At 44.6% G+C, this 25,082-nt stretch carries 17 protein-coding genes and 1 pseudogene; all 18 read left to right on the top strand.

The window, feature by feature from the left end; translation table 11 throughout:
• The first annotated feature begins 2 nt into the window (after positions 1 to 2).
• Positions 3 to 7,052 (top strand): RHS repeat-associated core domain-containing protein, encoded by a 7,050-nt coding sequence (locus ASG93_RS17355; protein ID WP_056833818.1) that lies wholly within the window; start codon positions 3 to 5, stop codon positions 7,050 to 7,052.
• Positions 7,053 to 7,067: 15 nt separating this feature from the next.
• Entirely contained in the window at positions 7,068 to 7,430 is a 363-nt protein-coding gene (locus ASG93_RS17350; RefSeq protein WP_056833817.1) for a hypothetical protein, read from the top strand.
• A 168-nt stretch (positions 7,431 to 7,598) separates the two neighbouring features.
• Positions 7,599 to 8,075, top strand: a complete 477-nt coding sequence (locus tag ASG93_RS17345; protein ID WP_056833816.1) for a DUF3238 domain-containing protein — start codon at positions 7,599 to 7,601, stop codon at positions 8,073 to 8,075.
• Between the two features lie 68 nt (positions 8,076 to 8,143).
• Positions 8,144 to 8,914: a hypothetical protein gene (locus tag ASG93_RS17340; protein WP_056833815.1), complete on the top strand. Its 771-nt coding sequence runs from the start codon at positions 8,144 to 8,146 to the stop codon at positions 8,912 to 8,914.
• Between the two features lie 57 nt (positions 8,915 to 8,971).
• Entirely contained in the window at positions 8,972 to 10,012 is a 1,041-nt protein-coding gene (locus ASG93_RS17335) for a stalk domain-containing protein (RefSeq protein ID WP_056833814.1), read from the top strand.
• A pseudogene (locus ASG93_RS37195) lies at positions 9,928 to 10,128 on the top strand (membrane-binding protein); the annotation flags it as partial. The gene ASG93_RS17335 and the pseudogene ASG93_RS37195, both read left to right, overlap by 85 nt.
• 161 nt (positions 10,129 to 10,289) lie before the next feature.
• Positions 10,290 to 10,577 (top strand): sporulation protein YabP, encoded by a 288-nt coding sequence (gene yabP / locus ASG93_RS17330; RefSeq protein WP_029197777.1) that lies wholly within the window; start codon positions 10,290 to 10,292, stop codon positions 10,575 to 10,577.
• On the top strand, positions 10,574 to 11,149 hold the full coding sequence (gene yabQ, locus ASG93_RS17325; RefSeq protein ID WP_056833813.1) for a spore cortex biosynthesis protein YabQ: 576 nt from the start codon (positions 10,574 to 10,576) through the stop codon (positions 11,147 to 11,149). The genes yabP and yabQ overlap by 4 nt, the downstream gene beginning before the upstream one ends.
• 15 nt (positions 11,150 to 11,164) lie before the next feature.
• Positions 11,165 to 11,488: an FtsB family cell division protein gene (locus tag ASG93_RS17320; protein WP_056833812.1), complete on the top strand. Its 324-nt coding sequence runs from the start codon at positions 11,165 to 11,167 to the stop codon at positions 11,486 to 11,488.
• Positions 11,489 to 11,596: 108 nt separating this feature from the next.
• Positions 11,597 to 12,193: a S1 domain-containing RNA-binding protein gene (locus ASG93_RS17315; RefSeq protein ID WP_056833811.1), complete on the top strand. Its 597-nt coding sequence runs from the start codon at positions 11,597 to 11,599 to the stop codon at positions 12,191 to 12,193.
• A 1,533-nt stretch (positions 12,194 to 13,726) separates the two neighbouring features.
• Entirely contained in the window at positions 13,727 to 16,219 is a 2,493-nt protein-coding gene (gene spoIIE / locus ASG93_RS17310) for a stage II sporulation protein E (protein ID WP_056833846.1), read from the top strand.
• A 259-nt stretch (positions 16,220 to 16,478) separates the two neighbouring features.
• A complete protein-coding gene (locus ASG93_RS17305; RefSeq protein WP_056833845.1) occupies positions 16,479 to 17,198 on the top strand; it encodes a vWA domain-containing protein in 720 nt (239 codons plus the stop codon).
• On the top strand, positions 17,182 to 18,087 hold the full coding sequence (locus tag ASG93_RS17300) for a protein kinase domain-containing protein (protein ID WP_056833810.1): 906 nt from the start codon (positions 17,182 to 17,184) through the stop codon (positions 18,085 to 18,087). The genes ASG93_RS17305 and ASG93_RS17300 overlap by 17 nt, the downstream gene beginning before the upstream one ends.
• Positions 18,088 to 18,123: 36 nt before the next feature.
• Positions 18,124 to 19,539 carry a tRNA lysidine(34) synthetase TilS gene (gene tilS, locus ASG93_RS17295; RefSeq protein WP_056833809.1) on the top strand — a complete coding sequence of 472 codons (1,416 nt, stop codon included), beginning with the start codon at positions 18,124 to 18,126 and terminating at the stop codon, positions 19,537 to 19,539.
• Positions 19,540 to 19,609: 70 nt separating this feature from the next.
• Positions 19,610 to 20,149, top strand: coding sequence for a hypoxanthine phosphoribosyltransferase (gene hpt / locus ASG93_RS17290; RefSeq protein WP_029197788.1), 540 nt, complete (start codon positions 19,610 to 19,612; stop codon positions 20,147 to 20,149).
• Between the two features lie 97 nt (positions 20,150 to 20,246).
• Positions 20,247 to 22,199: an ATP-dependent zinc metalloprotease FtsH gene (ftsH, locus tag ASG93_RS17285; protein WP_056833808.1), complete on the top strand. Its 1,953-nt coding sequence runs from the start codon at positions 20,247 to 20,249 to the stop codon at positions 22,197 to 22,199.
• A gap of 213 nt (positions 22,200 to 22,412) precedes the next feature.
• On the top strand, positions 22,413 to 23,351 hold the full coding sequence (gene nadA / locus ASG93_RS17280; RefSeq protein WP_056833807.1) for a quinolinate synthase NadA: 939 nt from the start codon (positions 22,413 to 22,415) through the stop codon (positions 23,349 to 23,351).
• 119 nt (positions 23,352 to 23,470) lie between these two features.
• Positions 23,471 to 25,081 (top strand): L-aspartate oxidase, encoded by a 1,611-nt coding sequence (gene nadB / locus ASG93_RS17275; protein WP_056833806.1) that lies wholly within the window; start codon positions 23,471 to 23,473, stop codon positions 25,079 to 25,081.
• Position 25,082 lies beyond the last annotated feature (1 nt).

Here is a 25,082-nt window from a genome sequence, read left to right as displayed (position 1 = left end):
TAGTGGGTAGCAAAAGAAAGTTAGTATTAAAAAGATGGATTGTTTCTTGCTTCATCGTAATATTTATGATAGGCGGCTATCCTTGGCCTTTGCCCAAGGCATCAGCGGCTTATTCGTCGTCTTTGGATCATTTTTTGCAGGATATGTTGCCTACACCGGGTGTGAGCCAGCAGCCCTCACTTTTCGACCCCGGTAAAACAGGCTTGCAAAACGCTGCAGCCACTCCGCAAGGCGTTCCTTCATTGGGTAGATACGGAGAGGAACAAGTCGGCAACCAGGGCATGCCACAGGACCCTGTTTCACTACCAAGTGGTGTACTTGCGATTAACCAAGAAGATGCTACGGTCCAATCCCCTGGACAATCTATAACATGGCAACGGCTTTATTTGAGCGAACGGAAAGATCAGCTTGGTGGTTTTGGACAGGGGTGGTTATTTCCTTACGAGCACAGTTTGCGGATGTATGCGGGTTTTGATATGGTCGAAGTGCGACCGGATGGTTCCCAGATTAAATACGCTTTTACGCCAGGCGATACTTCGCAATACATCGACTCTTTCGATGGAGACAGTCTTATTTATTACAATCTGGATCAAGGTACATACACCTCAGATGAGCCTTATGGATCCAAACTGCAAAGAATATCCCAAGATGAATACCGTTTGACGGACCCTACAGGAAATGTCTATACGTTTAAAGGCTACTATGCTAGCTGGCGACAGGGTGCTGATCCTGGTATGGGCAAGCTTGTTTCTGTGGAAGATAGAAACGGGAATAAAACCCGTATCGATTATGACCAAAGCGGGCATATCCAATCTATTACGGATAGTGTCGGCCGTTCATTTAAAGTGGATTATACGGGAGATAGAGTCACTTCTTTTACAGATCCGCTCGGACGAATTACTTCTTACCAGTATGATGATGTACAAAATCTAACGGGTGTCGTCTATCCAGACGGCAGGAATACAACCTATACCTACGATAATGAGCATCGTTTAACGGGTATGCATAAAGCTGAAACAGGTTTAGAGACATTTGAGTATGATGGAGATCGTGTAACCGTATATAAACGTGAAGGTGCGGCTGTTTATCAGTACAATTATGATGATGCGTCACACATTATTCAAAAGCAGGATGCGCTCGGCGGCATTACCCGTTACGAGACGGGCGACCGTAATCGCATTATTCGCAAAGTCGATGCATCTGGGCGAGCATATGCCTATACCTACATGGAATCAGGCAGATTGCTATCTACCGAAGGACCTGAGGGAACCAACTCAACTGTATATGATGACAAAGGACGAGCTGTAGAACAGCTTGATACCAAAGGACTTCATACATTTATTACATACAATGCATGGAATCAACCACTAGAGGTTCGTGTAGAGCCGAAAGAAGCAACGGATCTCTCAAGAAAGTGGTCGTATATCTATGACGATAAGGGAAATCTTGTAGAACAATCCGATCCTCTCGGATTTAAACAGTCTTTTACATATAACGCAAGAGGGCAAATGCTTACGCTGACCGACAAACGCGGGAAGACTGCAGCTTGGGTCTATAATGATAGCGGACAACTTGTATCGGTTACCGATGCTTTAGGAAATATCACACTATACGCCTACGACGTGCTTAACCGTCTACAGGAAGTTACATTTCCTAATCAAGGTAAGAGAAGCTTCACTTATGACAAAGGGGATCGCCTAACGAGCGTAACGGATGCACTTGGTCATATGTTGACACGTCAATACGATGCTATGGGTAGGATAGTTAAAGTTGTTACACCTGATAACACAGCTAATATCTACCATTATGATGAGCGTGGGAGATTCACCCAGGCTATAGATCCGTCTGGAATTACAACGACATTTGTTTATGACGCTCTAGATCGTGTCTCGGAGGTTCAAGGTGCCCTGGGTGTGAAGATGAAGGTTACCTACGATAGCCTCGGTAGAATTATAGAGAAGGCAGGCACGTTATCTCCTAAAGAGACAATGACGTATGATGCAAATGGACGTTTATCAAGAAAAATGGTCGGAAGTTTAACAACAACCTACACCTACAATAGCAATGGGTATATCTCTGACGTTCTCATGGACAGTAAAAAGGTTCATTTGGGTTATGATGCTTGGGGAAATAATAATCTGGTTTATCTGCCGGAAGGTAAATTCCTTAAGAAGAAATTTGATTTGATGGGTCGTCTCATCGAGACAGAGGATCCTTATGGCGGTAAGGTAATTCAAGAATATGATGCCGCAGGACAAATCATTAGTCAGACCAATGCTTTAGGAAACGTAGATCGTATGATTTATGACGACTTAGGAAGACTCCTGGTTTCTGAAGATGCCGAACATGCTGTGACGAAGTTTGAATATGATGCATTAGGTCACATTACCAAGAGCATAGATCCGTTAGGACATGAAAATAAGTATGTGTATGACTTGAACGGCAGATTAGAAGCATCCTTCGATGCAGATGGGTATTCACAACGTTATGAATACGATGCAGTGGATCGAATGATTGGTGTTACAGATAAGTCAGGTAAACGTACCTCATTCGAATATGATCTTGCTGGTCGAAGGACTGGTGTAGTAAATCCGCTTGGTGGCAGAACGGGGTACACCTACGATGCATTGGGACGAGTTACACAAATTGTGGATGCTCTTCAGCATCAGACCACGATACTCTATGACCAATCCTTACGCAAGGTGCACGTGAAGGATGCACTCGGATTTGAGAAGCTTGTGCAATATGATGAGGACTTTCGGATGTCTTCATTGACAGATGAACTGGGCAGGAATAGGGCTTGGACGTACGATTCGTTAGGCCGTCTTATTATGACAACCGATGCGCTTGGACAGACGACCAATTTAACGTATGACAATGCGGATCAGTTGATTGCCATAACCGACGAGGTCGGGCGTCAAGTCGAGCAAAGCTACGATGCTCTGGGTCGTCTCAAAAGCAAAACGGAAAAGGATGGCTCAGTTACACGCTTTCAATATGATGCTTCCAGCAACCTTATTGCTCGAATCGATGCGTTAGGGCAGGAAACTCACTATCGCTATACGCCGACAAAGCGTCTCGCTGCTGTTGTGAATGCGCTTAGTCAAGAGACAAGCTATGCCTATGATGCGGTGGGGCATCTTGTTTCAGAAGCGGATCCACTTGGAGCGGCGAAACATAATACATATGACGCGCTTGGACGTTTAAATGAGAATCAAGACCAAGAAGGATTTACTGAGAAATATCAGTATGATCCACTTGGTAATATCGTAAAGCGTACGGATAAACGGGGAAATGTTTGGAATTACAGTTACGATGCACTGTCTCGATTAACCGGGGCATCAGATCCAAATGGTAACTCTACTCGTTTAGAATATGACGCGATCAGCCAAATAACTAGCATCATGAACCCGAAGGGAGCATCCACTTCATTTGCTTATGACCCAATAGGTCGACTTATGAGTAAAACAGACACATTAGGAAGCGTACAAGCTTACGAATATGATGCGGCAGGCAATCTTTTGGGTGAAACAGATGCGCTAGGTCACAGAACGTCGTATGAATACGATGCTCTTAACCGAATGATAAAGCAAACAGATTCAATGGGTGGGGCAAGTGCCTATCGTTTTGACAAGGTAGGCAATATGATTGGCAAAACAGATGCCGAGGGCCATGCGACTAGCTACTCCTACGACACGATGAAAAGGCTTGTACAGGTAACAGACGCAGAAGGTTATACTACGGACTATTCGTACAATGCTCTTGGAAACAGAGTGAAGCTTACCGATGCAGAAAATAACGAAACGGCTTGGAATTATGATGCGCTTGGCCGTTTATTGGCTGAAACAAACGCATTGGGAGAGACAACGGCATATAACTACGATGTTTCTGGCAATATGGTTCGTAAGACAAGTCCTGAAGGCAAAGTGACTTCTTACCAGTATAATCGAAGGCATGATCTCATACAGCAGCAACTGCCTGAGGGAGAGACACTACGGTACGAATACGATGCAGCAGGCAACTTAACGTTGGCAGGCTCGCCAGCTTCAAGCGAGCGATATGCCTATGATGCATTGAATCATACAACATCTGTTACGAATGTCAAATGGAACAAGACCACATCGTATACTTATGATGCGCTCGGCAACCGCACTCAAATAACGGATCCTGAAGAGCGTGTTCTTCAGTATAGATATGATGCTCTGAGCCGTTTAACGGAAATGACTGATCCTGATGGAGCCAAAACCAATTATACGTATAATGCTATTGGACAAGTTGCCGAGCAGTCGCTCCCTAACGGCATCAAGACGACATATGCGTATAACAATAACAACTGGATTACCGGGTTGGAGCACCGTGGAGAAAATTATCATAGCTCGTTTGAGTACGGCTACGACAAGGTTGGTAACCGATTGTATCTGCAAGAAGAAGACGGTGCTAGGACCGAATACGAATACGATGATCTGAACCGGCTTGTGCAGGTCACCTATCCGAAATCTAAGATTGAAGAGGTGAAATCGGATTATTATCATCCGCCTTCCCAGCCGAAAAAGCTCCAAATTCCGATCATCCAAAATCCGTCTGAGGAGAACTCCGTAGGTCAAGCGACAAATGAACATCCATCACAGTCGCTGCTTGCCTCCTCGTTTGCTCCGCAGCAAGCTGACAATTTTGGGATGCTCTTGGCAAGCAATGGAAACGGAAATAATAATGGGAACGGAAATAATAATGGAAATGGAAATGGAAATGGAAATGGAAATGGAAATGGAAATGGAAACGACTCCGTAAGCGATGATGTTTACGGCAACGGCAACGATAAAGATAATGGGAATCATGGCAATGGCAAAGATAATGATGCTGATCACGGCAACAGCGGTGATCATGACAAAGGCAACGAGGGCAGTGATAGCCATCACAGCAGTTCGGAGGATAAGCCTTTAAGCTACAAGGAAAAGCATAAGAATGATAAGCGCGAGCATGTGAATGGCAAAGGAAATGGAAAATCTGTCAAAGACCATGATAACGACCACAAGCGCGGAAAAGGAAAACCGGACAGTACCGAACGCAGTCGCGGGAAAAAGAAAAAACTTGAACCGATGATCGTAGGTCAGGAGCTTGACCTTGTATCCGAGCAACCGGACTATATGATGGATCCTGTAAGTACGGTAGAATATGATTATGACGGCGTAGGGAACCGTACACGCATGGTTGCCGACGATAAAATCACGGAGTACGCATACGACAGTGCGAACCGGATGCTTTCGGCAGGCGACGAATCGTACAGCTACGACCAGAGCGGCAATCTACTCGAACGCAGCGGCGGAACGCAGGGCACAGTCCAATATTCGTATACCGGGGATAACAAGCTGCAAGGCGTATACTATCAGGACAGCACAAAGGTAGAGTATGCGTACGATGCGTTGAGGCGTAAAGTTACCCGAACCCAGGGTTATTATGATGTTGATAAAGTTGCTGCACAAGTACAGTCCCAAGGCAAGGGGCAAGGTAGACTGAACGCGCTCACCCATGGCAACGGCGAGAAAAACGGCCTTTGGGATAAGCTGCTAACGCAAGAAACGACGAACTATACCTATGACGGCTTAAACGTGTTCAAGGAATACGGAGAGCACGGAGAACCGCTGGCCCAGTACTACAGCGCCGATGGGGAAGTCGTTGCTCGTAAGATGTTTGGCAATCACGGCCGTAAGATGGAAGGTTATGAAGGGAACATCCAAACGAACGGCGGTCTGTTATATTACATGGCTGATGTGCTTGGCAACGTCATGGATGTGACGGATCGTAATGGTGAAACAGCCATGAAGTATCGCTACGATGCCTTCGGCAACCTGTTCACCCAAATGGCTGCTCCGTACAACAACACGGGGTTTACGGGCAAGATGTACGATGCCAAAGCAAGCCTGATGGACTACTCGGCTCGTTGGTACAGCCCGAAGGTCGGTCGGTTTACGACAGAGGATACGTACGCTGGTGCGGCCTATGTGCCGCAGACACTAAACCGTTACGCGTACACGCTGAATAACCCGGTGAATTATACCGATCCGACGGGACATTGGTGTGAGTACGGGGGATATTCACACGGAGGCGATTGCGACGACCCGAGTCACTGGGTACCAGATCCTGTGGATAACAGTGGCGGATCGGGAGGAAGTTCCGGCGGCGGTTCGACCGGCGGAGACTCTGGAAGCGGATCAGGAGACGGCGGATCAAGCGGAGGAGATCCTTCCGGAGGAAGCAGCGGAGGCGATTCCGGTGGAAGTTACACACCACCACCGACACCAGCAGAAATTGCGGCAGGGAAATATAGCCAGTTATTTAACTCCACAGGTGCTGCTAGAACGGACAAAGTGGCTATTGCATCTGCGGGATTTGTGAAACCGCAGGGATCGATTATGTATAGTAATACGACTTCACCAAAAACTATAACATTACCTAAACCTATTGCAACTCTTGTTTGCGCTTGTAGTTTGCCACAGGGTTTACCGGATCCGAACAACGTTTTGAGTTATGGGGCTATAGCAAGCAGTTTTTACTATGCAGATTTAACAGATTATATAAGTCCGTATGTGGACATTTTGGATGATCCTTATGTCTCCCCAACTGATAAAGTAGAAATTCGAGAGCAAAGATATCAAGATGTTTATAATCTCCTAAACAACCCTATTATTCCTGATTATGTAAAAAACTCTATTAAAGCATCTCAAAAGAAGGAGGATGTAGAGAGTAATGTACCTGTTTCTGTCCTCAAACCTGGAAGTAAGGAGTGGAAAGAAGCAGTTAAAGACATTAAAGATGGGACTGGAAAAGGAAAAAATTACAGAACAGGCTCGCAAGAAGAAGCAGATAAACTTTTAAAAGATGCGAGACCAGATATGGAAAAAAAAGAAACATACACTGATGAGGTTTACAAGAAAGGTTATGAAATTCATCCCGAGGAAACAGAGGTTGGAAATGACCTTCCTCACATAAAATGGAAAGATTGGTCCCAAGGCAAGTCTAAAGGTGCAGACGGGCATATTTTTTTCCCAGAGTAAAGGAGGAAACGTTCAATGGATTTTAAGGGCATACTTATTAGTAACAATGAAACAACATTATTAATAGAAAAATTAACCACCAGATATGTAGATGTTGAGAAATTAGCTAGTAAAAAGTTGATGTGGAATAGTTTTAAAACCAAACCCCGAAAAATGGAATATGATATAGCTAAAAATCACATACCAACTGATAAGAGGCTGTATTTTTATTTAGAGAGGAGTAGACTGCTCTATGCAGCAAACCATGCTGAGATTTTGGCGTTTGTGGAGGAGTTAGAGCCCTGGGAAGAAATAGATGCTTATATTTTTGACGATAGCTTTGAATGGGTATTTTCCATAACTCATGATGATCTAACAGTTCTAATGATTGGTTTGTAACTAAATTAAAATCTAACCGTCCCCATGTATAATGAGAGGTCTGCGCCAAATTTTTTTTAATAAACATTTGCCCCATACTAGCCGCCTTGCGATTAAGCTTGGCGGCATTTCTATCGACTATATGATGGATCCTGTAAGTACGGAGTAAAAACATTACAATATGGTGTTATGAATCTTGATGACAATACGGTTGTTGGATTTAATTACGTTACTGTAACAGAACGTATTGATAAAGATAACAATGTTATTAAGGCTAAACGTGATACCAATAAAAACATGTATATGGCTAATTTTAACCAGCCAGGTGTTACTGACTCTATTACACTTGGTGCTGGCGCAGTAGTAAGTAATGAACTTTCGTTTGGAGCACCTTCTATCGACTACAGTGCTACTATTAAAATCAAGAACAAAAGCGAGATTGAAAGTTCAATAACCTTAGATAAATTTCCATCTTATGAGGGATATGTAAGTATAAATGGAGGCGACTTCAATCCTTTGTATCAAAAAGAAGCAATTCCATTTGAATCGCCTATTCTGAAAGATAATCCCAAAGTAAATAATCCATTTTTTAATCTTGCATTCTCTAGAGGGACTTTCACAAATAATTTTACTTACGATAAAGATTTTGTTTTAGATAATCCATAGAAAAGACTAGCTGAGTTAAAGGGCTAAGTGAATGTCTTAGCCCTTAAAATGTGAGGTAGGGGAAAATATTGCGGAAAATTAGAAAAGGAACATTACTAATAATTATTGGAGTACTGCTTATTTCTACTTCAGCTTATCCTTTAAGTTTCATTATTAGAGAAAGCGTGTTAGAGTCTTACGTCAACAACAGATATGAAATTGAACCAATTATTGATATACGTAATAATTTTGAAGTACGCAAACTAGTTAAGTCTTCCCGCGTTCTAGCCTCACCCTTTGAATGGGAAGGCAATATGATTGAAGTGTTGACTAAGGATACGGGTGTAGACACTCCAGAGTCAATTTTTAAATTTTATCCAGCGCATATCATGACCATAACAATAAAGATTAATGGGAAAGAGGCTTCATTACCAACAGAAGCTTGGCTGCCTCCCCGAATTGTAAATGATAGTGACTATCTATCTATGTTAAATATTGTTAAAGTCAGCGACAAGGAAAAAGGTAGACAACAATTGATTATTGTTCAAAATTTAGTAGAAGGCTGGAAAGATGGTGACATGAAATCTCAAAAGTGGCGATTAATTTATGTAAATAAAGATAAGACATATAGTGAAGAAGTTTTTTCGTACCCTGAACGTGTAGAGCACTTACTAGGTGTAAAGCTAGTACAGATATCTTCACAGGCTTCGACATTCATTGGATATACCGATGATTATTTCTTGCCAAACATTTTCTACCCGCTCGTTTATCCTTTAGGTAGTTCTTTTATAGGGATTGTTTTATTAATCATTGGAGCATTACGATTTATTTTTGCAAAACGATTGAAAAACAAAAGATAAAAGATGGATAGGATAATAAATTTCAGATTTCCCAATATAACATAAGGAGCGATCTCCATGTTGAAAAAATTGTTGCCTATTTTACTTGCCGCTACGTTAATGTTCCTTGCTGCAGGACAAGCCTTTGCTGAAAATGAAATTCAAGTGTTCATAGACGGGGAAAAAGTAAATTTCGAGGAGCGGCCGTTTATCGAGAATGGGACAACTATGGTACCATTTCGTCCGATTTTTGAAAAGTTAGGTTTAGATATTTCCTGGAATGGGGAAGCACAAACGGTTTCTGGAATCAATAAACGGCTTTGGATCTCCCTGAAAGTTGGCAACACTTCTGCCGTATTGAATAATCAGGAAACAAAGCTCTCCCTCGCTCCTAGCATTGTGAACGGGTCTACCTTTGTGCCGCTTCGTTTTGTTGGAGAGGCAACAGGGAAAAATGTCATCTGGGAGGACAAAACAAAATCGATTTATATCCATTCTTCTGTAGAAGATTATTTATTAGAATCGATTTACTTCACGGATAAGAAATTGACCTACGAAGGTGATATGAAAGAAGGGAAAAAGGATGGACACGGAAAGTACTACCTAGATAGCAAGCTGTTGTACGAGGGACAATTCAAAAATGGAAAAATGGAAGGCAGGGGAATTCTCTATTTTAAAGGCGGGCAAAAATTGTACGATGGTGAGTGGGCTCAGGGGATGATAAGCGGACAAGGCAAATTGTACAAAGAAACCGGAGCTTTGTGGTATGAAGCTTCATTTGAAAATAACGCGCCTGAGGGTGAAGGAAAGTTTTATTATTCGAGCGGATCGATTTATGAAGGGAGTCTGTCCAACGGTTCCGCCGAAGGTAAGGGTAAATATTACAATGAATTCGGGAAACTGGTCTATGAAGGGCAGTTTAAAGATTTTCGATACAATGGTCTTGGAAAAGTATACTATGCGGACGGTCAAGTGCATTCCGAAGGTGCATTTAAGATAATAAACTTAATGGGCAAGGGAAGGTCTATCACCCGAACGGAAAAACTAGGATTGAAGGAGAGTTTGAAAACGATTTGCTCAATGGACAAGGGAAATTATATACTCTCGAGGGAATCTTAATCTATGATGGGGAATGGAAAGACGGTAAACGGAACGGGCACGGAAAGCTCTATAAAACGGATGGAACCTTGAAGTTTGAGGGTACATTCAAAGACGGTGTTGAGATAAACGAATAACTTGTAATTAGTACAAAACTGCAGACCTTAAATAGCGATTGTGCTGTTCAAGGTTCTTTTCTTTTATAAGAGTAACTTAAAACAAACAAATGGAATTTCCACAGTTCTAAAAGAGGACATCCTCCCATATCGTAATGATAGATGAAGGAGGGGTACAGGCCATGATTGAACCCGTGAAAAACACGAATAAGCGGCAAGAAATTAAAATGCTGAATCGCAAGCTCTTGGAGATCTCCGGAGTTTTGAACGTAGAAAGCTTTGACAGTGAAGAGTTCCTCCTTGAAACGGAAATGGGCTACTTGATGATTAAAGGACAGAATTTGCACATCAAGAACTTAAGTTTGGAACAAGGGTTGGTCGCCATAGAAGGAATTATTCACGAATTAGCTTATGTGGATGGGAATACCCAGGAGAAATCCAAGGGATTCCTTGGTAAGTTGTTTAAGTGACCCTTAACGTTCAGTTCCATACGATCTTCATGATGTTCCTGAGCGGAATCGCCATAGGTGCGATCTTCGACGTGTTTCGTGTGCTCTCTGGCAAGCTGAGACTGCCGCGATGGACGATTCCGTTCATTGATATGGTGTATTGGATTGTGGCGACAATCCTCGTGTTCCGTCTGCTCATTTACAGTAATGAAGGACAAGTTCGAGTATTTATTTTTCTGGGGATGGGCATCGGTATTTGTTTTTATTTCGCCTTCCTCAGCACTGGGGTCATCCATCTTACGCTGCTTCTCATTCGAATTACCATTATTATTTACCGTTTCATTGCAAAAACAGTCGAATTGGTCCTCATTAAACCGATTATTGGCTTATATCGTCTAACTGTGATAATTTTAGGCTTTTTACTAGCTGTAGCTATATTCCTTTATAGAATTGTGCTACAATTGCTTTATCCTGTGTGGAGATTACTCCTTTGGATGACTCGGCCTGTGCATAAATATTTTGTTATCCCTGTTTGGTTGAAGAAACTTAAGGGTAATATCATATTGATCTTTCGCAGGTTATTCTCAAAGTAGGAGGCATTCCTATTCATGCATGCTAAAGCAACGGTTCCATCCAAGCGCAGCAACAGTATAGGCTCGAAACGAAGACTGCGTTTTCTAATGATTTTTGTCCTATGTTTTATGAGCTGGGCTGCTGTGAACATTTGGGGTCAGTTCGCTAAGCTGCAAGAGAAGAGTAGTGTCGTAGCGAATATGGAGCAACAGCTGGTTGAGGCCAAAAAACTCAAAGAGCAAACAACGAAAGAAGTCGCTCGACTTCATAATGACGAGTATTTGGATCAAATTATTCGTCGAGATTTTCATTATAGTAAAACCGGAGAGACGCCACTGAGTGTTTCAAAGTCGCAATAAAAATCAACAAGAAGAAGAGGCTGTTGCCGTGTTGACCGTGGTTTCTGCATCGGTTATAATCGGCGTAGCCAGTGTTTTCAACATTTTAAGGGAGGAACATTTTACTTTATGGCAATTGAAGTTGGCACCAAGTTAGAGGGTAGAGTGACGGGGATTACTCACTTTGGAGCATTCGTCGAGCTTGCTGAAGGAGTTACCGGTCTTGTTCACATTTCGGAGATCGCGGACAATTATGTGAAAGACGTTAATGACCATTTAAAGCTGGATGACAAAGTATTGGTCAAAGTGATTAACGTGGACAAGGATGGCAAGATCGGATTGTCGATCAAGCAGACGGTTGACAAACCAGTTGAGGAAAGACCAGCTCGTCCTGAACGTACAGGTGGCAGCAGCTATCAAGGACGTCCAAGTGGAGATCGTCCAGGAGGCTACCAAGGTGGTCGTCCAAGTAGCGGTGGAGAACGTAGTGGTCCTCCAAGCGGTGGTCCCGGTGGTGGTGGCGGTCGTCCAGGTGGCGGCGGTGGCTTCAATCGAGGCGGCGGTGGTGGTGGTCGCGGCGGCTTTAACAAGCAGCAAGGCGGAGCTAGACCGTTTTCGTTCGAAGATAAAGTATCTCGGTTCCTTAAAGATAGTGAAGAGCGGATTTCGTCTTTGAAAAAGAACACCGAGTCCAAACGCGGTGGCCGAGGCGGAAGAAGAGATTAATAGATGCAGTAACGAACCACATTCGCTTAGGCGAGTGTGGTTTTTTTTAGTAGCTAAGACTTCAATGCCGCGTTGCGGCACCACTGATGTTCAGGGCAGAAAGTATAAGTTTTATACTTTTGCTTCGGATCTACCATGACAAACGCGCTCGCCCCTGAAGGACAACGAAGTCGTTTGTCCTTGTCAGCTTCTTCAATTCGCCTAACAATGAAAGTCTATTAGGGGACAAGATAAAGACTGCTTCGAGCAGCGTGGTCGAAGAGGGGGGGAACCATTCGTCTCGTCCCGACTGGGCGCCTATGCAGACTCGCTCGTCCGCTGCGTTCTATCGATGTAGTGACTCATTTAGTCACCAATCACCGAACTGCATTTGAACGCTGCAGTCGCTCTGGCACGTAGGGTTGGTTTTCCGCTATCACAGGGGCAGCAGGCTAAAAGTCGTGCGATACGAACTTCAACGAAGCGCAAATCAGCTTTTGTAGAAAGGCTGCATTTATACATCCTTTTTACCTCTTATTTAGCTCAGTAAATAAAATGCCTGCAAAAATACACTTTTTCGCAGCTACTTCTCAGGTATAAGCAGAAATGCAGCAAGAATACTGTATATTTGCAGGAATTCTTCCCTAATCGTCGGATTCGATTGAAAAGCCTGGACTTATACAGTCTTTTTCAGTAGATAAGAGAGAGAGTGCTAAGTTTTATACCTATGCTTCGCATCTACCTTGACAAACGCGCTCGTCATTGAAGGACGACGGAGTCGTTTATCCTTGCATTGGGGGAAGTGAAGCTTATCCCTAATTGGGATGGTTAATTTACATGCCGCATCATTCGGTGAGGGGCTATGCCTCCTCAGAACTGGTAAGCGTAACTAAAATTCGAATATTGAGTTGTTCAACAGCTTCGTGAGGGAGAGTGGCTTACCTATGTTGCAATTTCTACAACAATTTTAACTCCCATAGGCTATTTTGCATCTTGAAGTTGTAGTTCGTACAACATTTCTAACCCATTTGTTGCGAAATCGCCAATATTTGACCTAATTGTTGTACATTGTGCAACAACAATGGGAGAAAGCCGCGATCAAGGCAGCAATTGTTGCACTTTTTACAACATCATTCAACCGAGCATTTGGATTTCATTCATCCGGCAACCTCAAACGAGCATACTTGAAGATGGATTCGGAATTAAGTCGCCTTAATGCTTCGATTCAACCTTTACTAAATGCTCTCGACCAAGGACGGCGCAAGCCGGTTTTTTAACCAAACGTCAAAAAGTTAAAATAGCATAAAGAACAATCGACATGGAGTTACGGGTATCTCCCCCATACGCAGGGCGAAAGTTCGAGGCAATCAGACTTTTGGAAACGTTTTCTATACGGTAAAACGAGGCTAGGCAAGGGCTGAGGCATGGTGACAAAGCAAACGCGGCTTGTCGGAAATTTCTTTGAATCTATCAACTCATTCTGACAAACTTTCTGCTAGATTGCCTCTATACTAGAGAAACAAATAAGGAAAGAAATGGATGGTGTTCGAAAACATGCAGAGAAGAAGCTTAAGCACAGTGATTGGTGGCGGTTGGTCGGGATTATGGCAGAAAGCGAAAGCAGGCGCACACAGCGCAGCCGTGGAAAATCGATTCGTACAAGCCTTTGTAGCTAAGAAGTGGTCTCTACTGCTCATCGTGATGGCTTTCTTACTTGGACGTGCGATGATTTTGGAACAGCTATCTCCATTTGCTCTAGCGTTCATTGCTGTAATTTATTTTACAAGAAGAGATATTTTACACTGGGTAGGTGTTGCCGCATTTGCCGGAAGCTTATTTTCACTAAGTTCGAATACAGGTTATCTGGTTACGGAAATCATCGTGTTCTTGCTCATCCAAAAGGCATTAGAGAAATTTGAACGCTCCGACCTTTCGTTAGCACCACTGCTAGTATTCAGCTCGACCTTGCTGGTTCAGCTCTTTGCGGAGCTGGTAGTCTCGAACCTAAGTTGGTATACACTCATGATGGTCTCGGTTGAGGCACTGCTAAGTCTAGTTCTGACACTGATTTTTATTCAAGCTATACCTGTATTTACGCTTACTCGTAAGAACTACCATTTGAAACATGAGGAAATTATTTGTCTGATTATCTTGTTGGCTTCTGTGATGACAGGAACGGTGAGCTGGGTTGTTGGTCCAATCACTATAGAACATGTGCTGTCCCGGTATTTAATTTTATTATTTGCGCTAGTGGGAGGAGCGCCTTTCGGAGCTTCAGTAGGTGTTATTACAGGATTAATCCTAAGTCTTGCGAATAGCAATGCGGTTTATCAAATGAGTTTATTGGCCTTCTCGGGGATGTTAGCAGGGCTTCTCAAGGATGGTAATCGATTAGCTGTTGCTTTCGGCATGCTGCTCGGGTCATCGATACTTGCTTTCTATATGGGTACGGCGGCTGATGTGATCAACTCCACATGGGAGTCGCTTGCAGCTGTTGCACTCTTCCTGCTGACACCGAGGAGTCTGATTCTGACTCTTGCTAAATATGTGCCCGGCACGCAGGAAAATCTGAAATCCCAACAGGATTATGCGAAGCGGGTCCGCGATGTTACGGCAGGACGTGTGGAACAGTTCTCTGAAGTATTCCGCCAGCTAGCGCGGAGCTTTAAGCAGTTGACGACGGATGATGCGGTGAGCCGAAAGGAGGAGGAAGTTGGACATTTCATGAATGCGGTTGCGCAGAAGGCTTGTGATTCCTGCTGGAAGAAGAGCCAGTGCTGGGATCAAAAATTCTATCAAACCTATACGTATATGACCGATATGATGACCCAAATTGAGATGAAGGAGAGTATGACGAAGAAGAATATTCCACCGGAATGGAGGAAAGTATGCATTCGCACGGATCAAGTGCTGGATGTGATGAAGCAGCAGTATGGCTTGTACAAGAATGATTTGCATTGGAAAAAGCAGATTATGGATAGCCGGCATCTCGTGGCTGATCAGCTTTCGGGTGTGTCCCAAGTGATGGAGGACTTGGCGAAGGAGATTAAACGGGAAGGACAGGAGCTGTTCCTTCAAGAAGAGCAAATTCGTAATGCCCTGGAGGAGCTGGGCTTATCCATCCATACCATCGACATCATTTCCTTGGATGAAGGAAATATTGAGATTGAGATCATTCATCAATACACGAAGGGCTTCGATGAATGCCGGAAAATCATTGCGCCGCTCTTGAGCGAAATTATCGGCGAGAACGTCGCCGTCATGCGTGAAGAGATGCATTCGCGCGGCGAGGGCTACAGCACGGTCGTATTCGGCTCCGCCAAAGAATACGAGGTCGAGACCGGGGTCGCCGGCGCAGCCAAAGGGGGCGACCTCTTCTCGGGCGACAGCTTCTCCACGGTGGAGCTGGGCAATGGCAAGTATGCCGTGGCGCTTAGCGACGGCATGGGCAACGGCGAGCGCGCGCGTGCGGAGAGCCAGACGGCTCTGAGCATCCTGCAGCAGCTGCTGCAGTCAGGCATGGACGAGAAGCTGGCGGTCAAGTCGCTGAACTCGGTATTGATGCTGCGTTCTTCGGACGAGATGTACGCGACCGTAGATATGGCCTTGATCGACATGTACAGCGCAAACACAACGTTCATGAAGATTGGTTCCACACCTAGCTTCATTAAGCGCGGGACGGAAGTAATTTCGATATCGGCTAATAATCTGCCAGTCGGTATCCTGAGCGAGATTGATGTTGATCTAGTCTCGATTCCACTCCAATCGGGTGATATCCTCGTCATGATGACAGACGGTATTTACGATGCACCGGGACATGCGGTAAACAAAGAGATGTGGATGAAGCGGATGATTCAGGAAATTGATACGACGATGCCGCAGGATTTTGCGGACTGTTTATTAGAAAGGATTTTCCGCCACCATCATGGCGAAATTCAAGACGATATGACCGTCGTTGTGGCACGAGTTGAGAAGCGGCAGCCCGAGTGGGCGACATTCCGCTGGCCAGGAATTACGCGAATGGAGCGTCCTAAGACGGTTAGTTAATGGAGATGTAGCAGCCATAACAGCTCATTTGCTGTTATGGAAATCGCAGGTATCACCTTAATCCTATTAGTTCTTATCCTAAGAAGGAGATTCACTCGGTAAATCTTTAATCTTGAGACAGTCTGCCATTACCATCGGGCGGGCTGTCTTTTTATTTCGCTTAGTTTGCTCGTGATTAGACTCTCTCTTAAATGGAAAAACTAGGAGGAGAACTACTAGAGAGCTAATCTTTTCTTGGGCCAGGGAGGCAGATATTATGATGAAACAGATTTTGTTAATTACAGATGGGTGTTCCAATGTAGGGGTAAGTCCGGTAATAGCAGCTGCACAAGCGCATACCGAAGGCGTAACTGTGAATGTCATCGGTGTTATTGACCATGGGGAGCTAGGGGTGCTTGGCTCTGAGGAGATTCAAGAAATTGCTACGGCAGGCGGTGGGATGAGCCGAATCGTGAATTCAGGCCAACTTTCCCAGACGGTCCAGATGATGACGCGCAAAACGGTCACCACAACGATTCAGCATGCAGTGGGCAAGGAGCTACAAAGTATTCTAGGCTTTAATCAATTGGAGCAGTTACCTCCTGAGAAGCGCGCTGAAGTGGTTCAAGTGATCGATACCATGAGTGAAACCACCTCACTCCGTGTAGCTCTTTTAATAGATGCAAGTGCTAGTATGAAGCCTAAGCATGCAGCGGTGCGTGAAGCGATTCATGATCTGTTGCTTAGTCTGAGAGCCCGCAGCGGCAAGAGTGAACTGGCTGTTTTCCACTTTCCTTCAACCAAAACGAGGGATCAGGAATTAGAAATGGATCTCAGTTGGACGAATCAACTTGCAAATTTAGACAAGATGTTCTATAAAATAAACATGAAGGGTACAACTCCGACAGGTCCGGCGTTACTGCAAACTTTGCAGTTCATAACGGAGAAGCCTATCTTACCAAAGGCCGAGGATGGGATGCTGAGTGACTACGTGGTATGAAGACGCCTTCCGCCCAGGATCAGAAATCCAAGGGAAATGGAACGGCCGGATATATGTGGTCGAACGTTTATTAGGTGCTGGTTCCAATGGTGTAGTGGCTCTCGTACGAAGAGGGGCGGCAAGATTTGCGCTTAAAGCAGGTCATGAGACGGTTGATCATCAGTCGGAGATTAATTCCTTGCATGCCATATCCCTGACAGAAACGTCGTTCAAGAACTTTTTAATAGATGCCGATGATATGACGATAAATGGGAAAGAAGTCTCCTTCTATGTCATGCGCTATATTGAGGGTATGACGATTTCTAATTTTATACATAAACGCGGTCAGGATTGGATCTATGTGATTGGTTCTAACCTGCTTCGAAAGTTAACTGAAGTTCACAAAAGCGGCTATATTTTCGGTGATTTAAAGATCGAGAATATGATCGTTTCCAATTATGGCGATGTGGATCTCATTGATTTTGGGGGTGTGACTCCTAAAGGCAGAGCGATTAAGCAGTTAACCGAAGTGTATGACCGAGGCTTTTGGAATATGGGGGAGCGGGTTGCGGAAGAAAGCTACGATCTATTTTCATTTGCCATTTTACTATTAAAATCGCTGGATCAACGCAAACGCTTCACTGGTTTATCCAATATGCTGCCTCAAAACAGAGATTTAGATCAACTGACGGCCATTATGCGTGAAAATTCAGTTGCCGCTCATATCGAGCCTTTTCTTCATAAAGCTTTGAATAATGAGTTTAATTCTTCACAAGAAGCTTATCAGTACTGGAGAACGTTGCTCTCCGGTAAGAAAATTACACAATCAACACTTCAAATGCCATGGCTTAAGATATGCTTCGCCGCTTCTATTTTTATTTTTGGGGCAACGGTCTATGTATACTGGTAGCATGATGGAAAGCGCAAGAATAGAAAGGAATACCCGATGGAAATCGATCTTGTTGCCAAGGTGGAACAGCGAATTATTGAAAAACAACTCGTCGATCCAGGAGATGTGGTCGTCGTTGCGGTATCAGGAGGACCTGATTCTGTGGCGCTGCTTCATGTCCTTTTTGCCCTTGCTGAGCGTTATAGCTGGCAGCTTGTTGTAGCGCATGTGAATCATCAATTCCGCGGCGCGGAATCGGATGCGGAAGCCTCCTTTGTAGGGAAGCTTGCAGATGACCTAGGACTTCCGTGTGAAATCGGCGTTATTGATGTGCCTGCCTATATAGAGGAAACGTCACTCAATGGACAAGCCGCGGCACGTGAGAAGCGCTACGGATTCCTACATGAGATCGCAGCGAAATACAGCGCTAAGCGTATTGCCTTCGCTCATCATGCAGATGATCAAGCCGAAACCGTCATGATGCGGATTCTGAGAGGGACAGGCCCTTCAGGCCTTGTTGGCATGCCTGAACGCAGACGTGAAAAAAAAGTGGAACTGATTCGTCCGTTTCTACGTATATACAAAGCAGATATTGTGAATTATTGCGCTCAGCATGAAATGACGTATTGTAAGGACAGCAGCAATGAGCTGCGGAAGTATTTTCGCAATCAGATTCGGCTTGATGTGATGCCGATGCTGAAGCAGTATAATGAACAACTTCCAGAGTCACTGAATCGATTGACGGATATGATGCGAGCTGAGGATGATTATTTGGCCAAAGAAGCCGAGCAGGTTTTTCGCCGAATAACGACATTCCAGCAAGCCTGCTGCCGAATAGAAAGACGTGATTTCACTGAGCTGCACGTTGCTTTACAAAGGCGTTTGATTAAATTAATATTAAACTGTCTTTGTTTGGAAAGAGATCGGTTGGATTTTACACGAATTGAAAGCATACGTGAGTTGGTTTTACAGGAACAGGTTTCTAATCAAGTCCTTCAGGTGGATGAACAGGTTTATATTGTGAGAGAATATGAATCTATTCAATTTCAGACCTTCGCTCCTTCTCCGAAGCCTTATGCTTATGAGGTTGGATTGGATACAAGCGAACTTAGCCTGCCGGAAGTGGAAGCCAAACTAATCTGCTCATGGGTGCCTGCTAGTTCTAAGGAGACAGCTGCTTATTCCTCATCTGCAACGGACGTGTTTTTGGATCTAGATCAACTTAACTTGCCGCTTGTTGTAAGGAGCCGCAGGTCAGGAGATCGGTTTGAGCCGTATGGTTTAAATGGATCCAAAAAAGTAAAGGATATGTTCATTGATGCCAAAATGCCGCTAAGCCGTCGTGATGTCATCCCACTGTTAGTCGATGCTTCCGGGCAAATCCTCTGGATTGCGGGCTTTCGTAGGTCCAAGCACGCTCTGGTCGGACCGGATACAGTACGTATACTTCATATGAAGCTAGTGCTGAAGTAATATGCGTAAATTTCGTTCTTCTAGAATGTAAATTTATAAGGATTCATAATATAAACTAGGGGGTTCATCCTTGTACAGCGACATTCAAGAAGTTCTTTACAGTGAAGAACAGATTCAAGGCAAGATTAAAGAATTAGGAGAGAAGCTCTCCATCGATTACGAAGGTAAGAATCCGTTGGTTATCTGTGTGCTTAAGGGAGCTTTCATTTTCATGGCTGATCTTGTGAAGCAAATCAGAGTACCATTGGAACTCGATTTCATGGCTGTTTCCAGCTATGGTCAATCCACGAAATCTTCTGGTGTTGTCAAGATTATTAAAGATCTTGATGTTCCCGTAGAAGGACGTCATATTCTTATCGTAGAGGACATTATCGATAGCGGTTTAACGCTGAGCTATCTGATAGATGTGCTAGAGCGACGCAATGCGAAGACGATTTCGGTCGTTGCGCTGTTTAATAAACCGGCACGCAGAACTGTGGACCTCGAACCTGAATATGCAGGTTATGTGCTACCAGATGAGTTCGTTGTCGGATATGGTCTGGATTATGCAGAGAAGTATCGCAACCTTCCATTTATCGGCATATTGAAACCAGAGATCTATAGCAGCTAATGCCATTTCCCGCAGACTCATCAACGCTGTTATGTTGTAGTGCTTTACCGGGATGTGGTAAAATAATAAACGTGTGCCGTTTGAGAGGAGGCTCGGGATGAATCGAATTATCCGGAATACCGGCTTTTATTTACTTATATTTTTGGTTACTGTAGGGATTGTCCATTTCATTAGTACCCAAAACGAGCAAAAGGAGTTAATTACTTACGATAAATTCCGCCAAGCGGTTGTTAACAAAAATGTGGAATCCGTGACCTTAAAGTTTGATGGATACACATATTTGATTAAAGGTAAGTATATTAATCCACCAAGTGGTGCTGATAAGAAGAGCTTCGAAACCCATGCTCCGTTCGAGCCTATGGTCGTCCAGCTGATTGAAGCGAATGGCGTTCCATCAGAAACGTACGAGACTATGGAGAGGGATAGCGTTTGGATTAGTTTCCTAACTTCCATCATCCCATTCGTCATTATCTTCATCTTGTTTTTCTTCCTGTTAAATCAGGCTCAAGGTGGCGGCGGCAAAGTGATGAACTTCGGCAAAAGCCGTGCCCGCTTATATAATGAGGAGAAAAAACGTGTCACCTTTGAAGATGTGGCAGGTGCTGACGAAGAGAAGCAAGAATTGATCGAGGTTGTCGAATTCCTCAAAGATCCACGGAAATTCGCAGCTGTCGGTGCTAGAATTCCTAAAGGGGTTCTGCTCAATGGTCCTCCGGGAACCGGTAAAACCCTTCTTGCGCGAGCTGTCGCTGGTGAAGCAGGCGTTCCATTCTTCAGTATTTCGGGTTCTGACTTCGTTGAGATGTTCGTCGGTGTCGGTGCTTCCCGTGTTCGTGATTTGTTCGAGAACGCGAAGAAGAATTCACCTTGTATCATTTTTATCGATGAGATCGATGCTGTAGGTCGTCAACGTGGCGCTGGTTTAGGCGGCGGACATGACGAGCGTGAACAAACACTCAATCAGTTGCTCGTAGAAATGGACGGCTTTGGCGCGAACGAAGGTATCATCATCGTTGCAGCGACTAACCGACCAGATATCCTTGACCCAGCCTTACTGCGTCCAGGCCGTTTCGACCGTCAAATCACGGTAGATCGTCCGGACATCAAAGGCCGTGAAGCTGTACTGAAAGTACATGCCCGCAACAAACCACTTGCCAAAGACGTGAAGCTGGACGCCCTGTCTCGTTACACAACTGGATTCACAGGTGCAGATCTAGAGAATCTTTTGAACGAATCAGCTTTGATTGCTGCTCGTCGTAACCGTAAAGACATTTCGATGGCTGAGATCGAGGAAGCTTTTGACCGTATTATTGTTGGTACGCAGAAGAAAAGCCGGATTATCAGCGAAGCAGAGAAACGCATTGTTGCTTATCATGAAGCCGGACATGCGATCATTGGTTATTACGCCGAGAATGCTGATATGGTGCACAAAGTTACGATCGTTCCGCGTGGACGCGCTGGCGGTTATGTCATGATGCTGCCCAAAGAAGGCGAAGACCGCATGATGCAGACGAAGAACGAATTGCTGGATAAAGTAACAGGACTCCTGGGCGGCCGTGTTTCCGAAGAACTATTTATCGGAGAAATTGGCACTGGGGCTTATAGTGACTTCCAGAAAGCAACCGGTATTGTTCGTCGCATGATTATGGAATATGGAATGAGCGATAAGCTAGGACCCATGCAGTTCGGAAGTTCGCAAGGCCAAGTGTTCTTAGGCCGCGATATCGGACATGAACAAAACTACAGTGATGCGATTGCTTATGAGATTGATCAAGAGATGCAAAGCTTCATTCGCACTTGTTATGATCGTGCTCGTGCGATGCTTACGGAGCATGCGGATCAGATTCATCTCGTAGCCAAAACGCTGCTTGAGAAAGAAACACTCGATAAAGACGAAATCATCGAGCTTCTTGAGAAAGGCAAATTGAATGCAAGCGCGGATGACGAAGATGTCAAAGTGAACATTCAAGGGCAAAGCCAATCTAGCGAAAGCAACAAATTGGAGCTAAACAAAGATAAGGATTCCAATTCGGACCATTCCGAAGAGTAACAAGCAATAGCAACTCGTAAATCCGGTGTACACGTCAGGTGTACCCGGATTTTCTGGTTTTTTCGGCATATTTACGCATTGACAGGGGATGTGAGAATGTGTAAATTAGTTGTAAATCTCTAATTTTATTGCGATTAGATCATACTACTGTTAATCCTATTTTTAAGATAAACAAGAAGTACATCTTACGTCCCAGACAGGGGAGGAAGCACCATGGAAGCTCTAGCTATTCAACGCAAAGCCGAGCAGAACCGCGAACTCAAAGAACGGTTGCTGCAGCTGAAGAAAGAACGGAATGCTATTATTCTTGCTCATTATTATCAACGTGACGAAGTTCAAGAGGTTGCCGATTTCCGGGGAGATTCCTTTCTGCTCGCACAGAAGGCCGCGCAAACCGATGCAGATGTGATTGTATTCTGTGGCGTACATTTCATGGGGGAAAGTGCTAAGATTCTTGCTCCTAACAAAACAGTCATTATTCCTGACGAACGCGCAGGCTGCCCGATGGCGGATATGGTGAATGTAGAAGGTTTACGTGCCTTGAAACGTCAGCATCCTAATGCCAAAGTTGTTGCTTACATTAATACATCTGCTGATGTGAAATCAGAAACTGATATTTGCTGTACGTCGGCAAATGCCATCAATGTCATCAATTCCGTCGATTCAGATGAGATCATCTGGGTACCGGATAAAAATTTGGGTGACTATGTATCAAAATTCACAAGCAAAAAAGTGATCATCTGGGAAGGCTATTGCAATACGCATGATATGCTGACCGTTAAAGATGTGGAAGAGATGAGAGCCCAATACCCGAATGCTCAGTTCGTTGTTCATCCAGAATGTCGTCCAGAAGTTGTTAAACTGGGAGATTTCGTCGGAAGTACGACAGCGATTATCAAATATTGCAAAGAGTCGGATTGCAAAGAGTTTATCGTTGGAACGGAAGATGGAACGGGGTATCAGCTTCGTCTGGACAGTCCAGATAAACAGTTCCATTTTGCAACCAAATACTTGGTATGCCCGAATATGAAAGTAAACAATTTGAAGAAAATTGTGAAATGTCTTGAAACGATGCAACCAGAGATTTACGTGCCAGAAGATGTAGCAGATAAAGCAAGATTGTCCTTAGAGCGCATGTTACAAGTAAAGTAGCATGCGCTACTCTCTTGTTTAATAGGCAGGGTACCCTCGCGAAGCATTCCTATATCGATTAATCTATCGGATATTGTTTGCTTTGCGAGCTATTAATGGTGAAGAACAGGTGAAACGGCATGATTCCTAGATACCTCGTAGATGTAGATTTAGATTCCATTCCTCATGTACATACAGATGTTATTGTGATTGGCGCGGGCATTGCAGGTTTATTCACTGCTCTTCGCGCTAGTGAAAATAAGAAAGTGCTGATGATTACGAAGAAATCGCTCCTCGACAGTAACACACGCTATGCACAAGGCGGAATTGCTGCTGTTATCTCGGACGAGGATTCGCCGGAATATCATATGCAGGATACACTGATTGCAGGTGCCGGTCTGTGTTCACCGGAGGCAGTTGACGTTCTCGTTCATGAGGGCCCTAACGGCGTTCAGGATCTCATTCAGATGGGTACCCAGTTCGACCTTGAGAACGGGGAGTTCGCTTTGACCAAGGAGGGAGCGCACAGCCAGCGTCGAATTTTGCATGCGCATGGCGACGCCACGGGCGCTGAAATTGTACGAGCTCTTTCGGAACGCACGAAGCTAGATCCGAACATTGAGATCTGGGACGATCACTTCGTGATCGACTTGATCACGCAGGATGGCGAGTGCTATGGCGCACTCGTACAGAAGCCTGGCGGTCAACGCGTGTTTGTGCGCGGCAACGCCACGATCCTTTGCTCCGGTGGTGCGGGACAGCTGTTCCGCTACACCACGAACCCTGACATCGCTACAGGCGATGGCATAGCAATTGCTCATCGCGCCGGCGCGCAAATTCAGGACGTGGAATTTATTCAATTCCACCCTACGGCGCTTTGCTACCCAGGTGCGCCGCGCTTCTTGATCTCGGAAGCGGTGCGCGGCGAGGGGGCTTATCTCCGCAATATCAAGGGAGAGCGCTTCATGGATCGTTACCATCCCCAGCTTGAGCTAGCGCCAAGGGATGTTGTGGCCCGTGCCATTGTCGACGAGATGGAGAATTGTAAATCGACCTTCGTCTATATCGACATTACACACGAATCCGAAGAGTTAATTAAACATCGATTCCCGACGATATATGAGTATTGCCTCAACTACGGTCTAGATATGAGCACGGACTGGATTCCAGTTGCTCCAGCTGCCCATTATATGATGGGCGGTGTCAAGACTGATCTTCACGGAGAAACGGTCGTCCGTCGTCTATTCGCTTGTGGGGAAGTGTCTTCTACAGGTGTACATGGCGCTAATCGTTTAGCCAGTAACTCCTTGTCTGAAGCCATTGTGTTTGGTAGAAGAATCATTGAGCGGATTCAGCAGCTTCCTCCATTGGAAGGCAACATTCAAATACGTGCTGAATCAAAAGCGCCAAGAACGGAAATTCCGAATCAGGCCGTTGTCGAGAAAAAGCTTAAGTTGCAGAAGGTTATGCTGCGTTACGCGGGGCTTAAACGTTCTGCCAAAGGCTTGCAAAAAGGCTATGAAGAATTGGCAAGACAACTGTCTATCTTCGGTTCTTTGATGACGAAACGTGAAGACTATGAGTTTGCGAATTTACTCAATTGTGCACTTCTAACGACAACAGCGGCTCTGGCGCGGGAGGAAAGTCGTGGCGGTCATTACCGGGAAGATTTCCCTGAACGGGATGATCAAGCATGGAAGAAGCATATTGTTTTTAAGCGCGGGGAAGATAGCATTGAGGAGTGGATTTAAT

Origin of the sequence: Paenibacillus sp. Soil787 (genome assembly GCF_001429545.1) — a bacterium.
GTDB lineage: Bacteria > Bacillota > Bacilli > Paenibacillales > NBRC-103111 > Paenibacillus_E.
The sequence above is the reverse complement of the archived record's forward strand: the minus strand, read 5'-3'. Positions and strand labels throughout refer to the sequence as shown.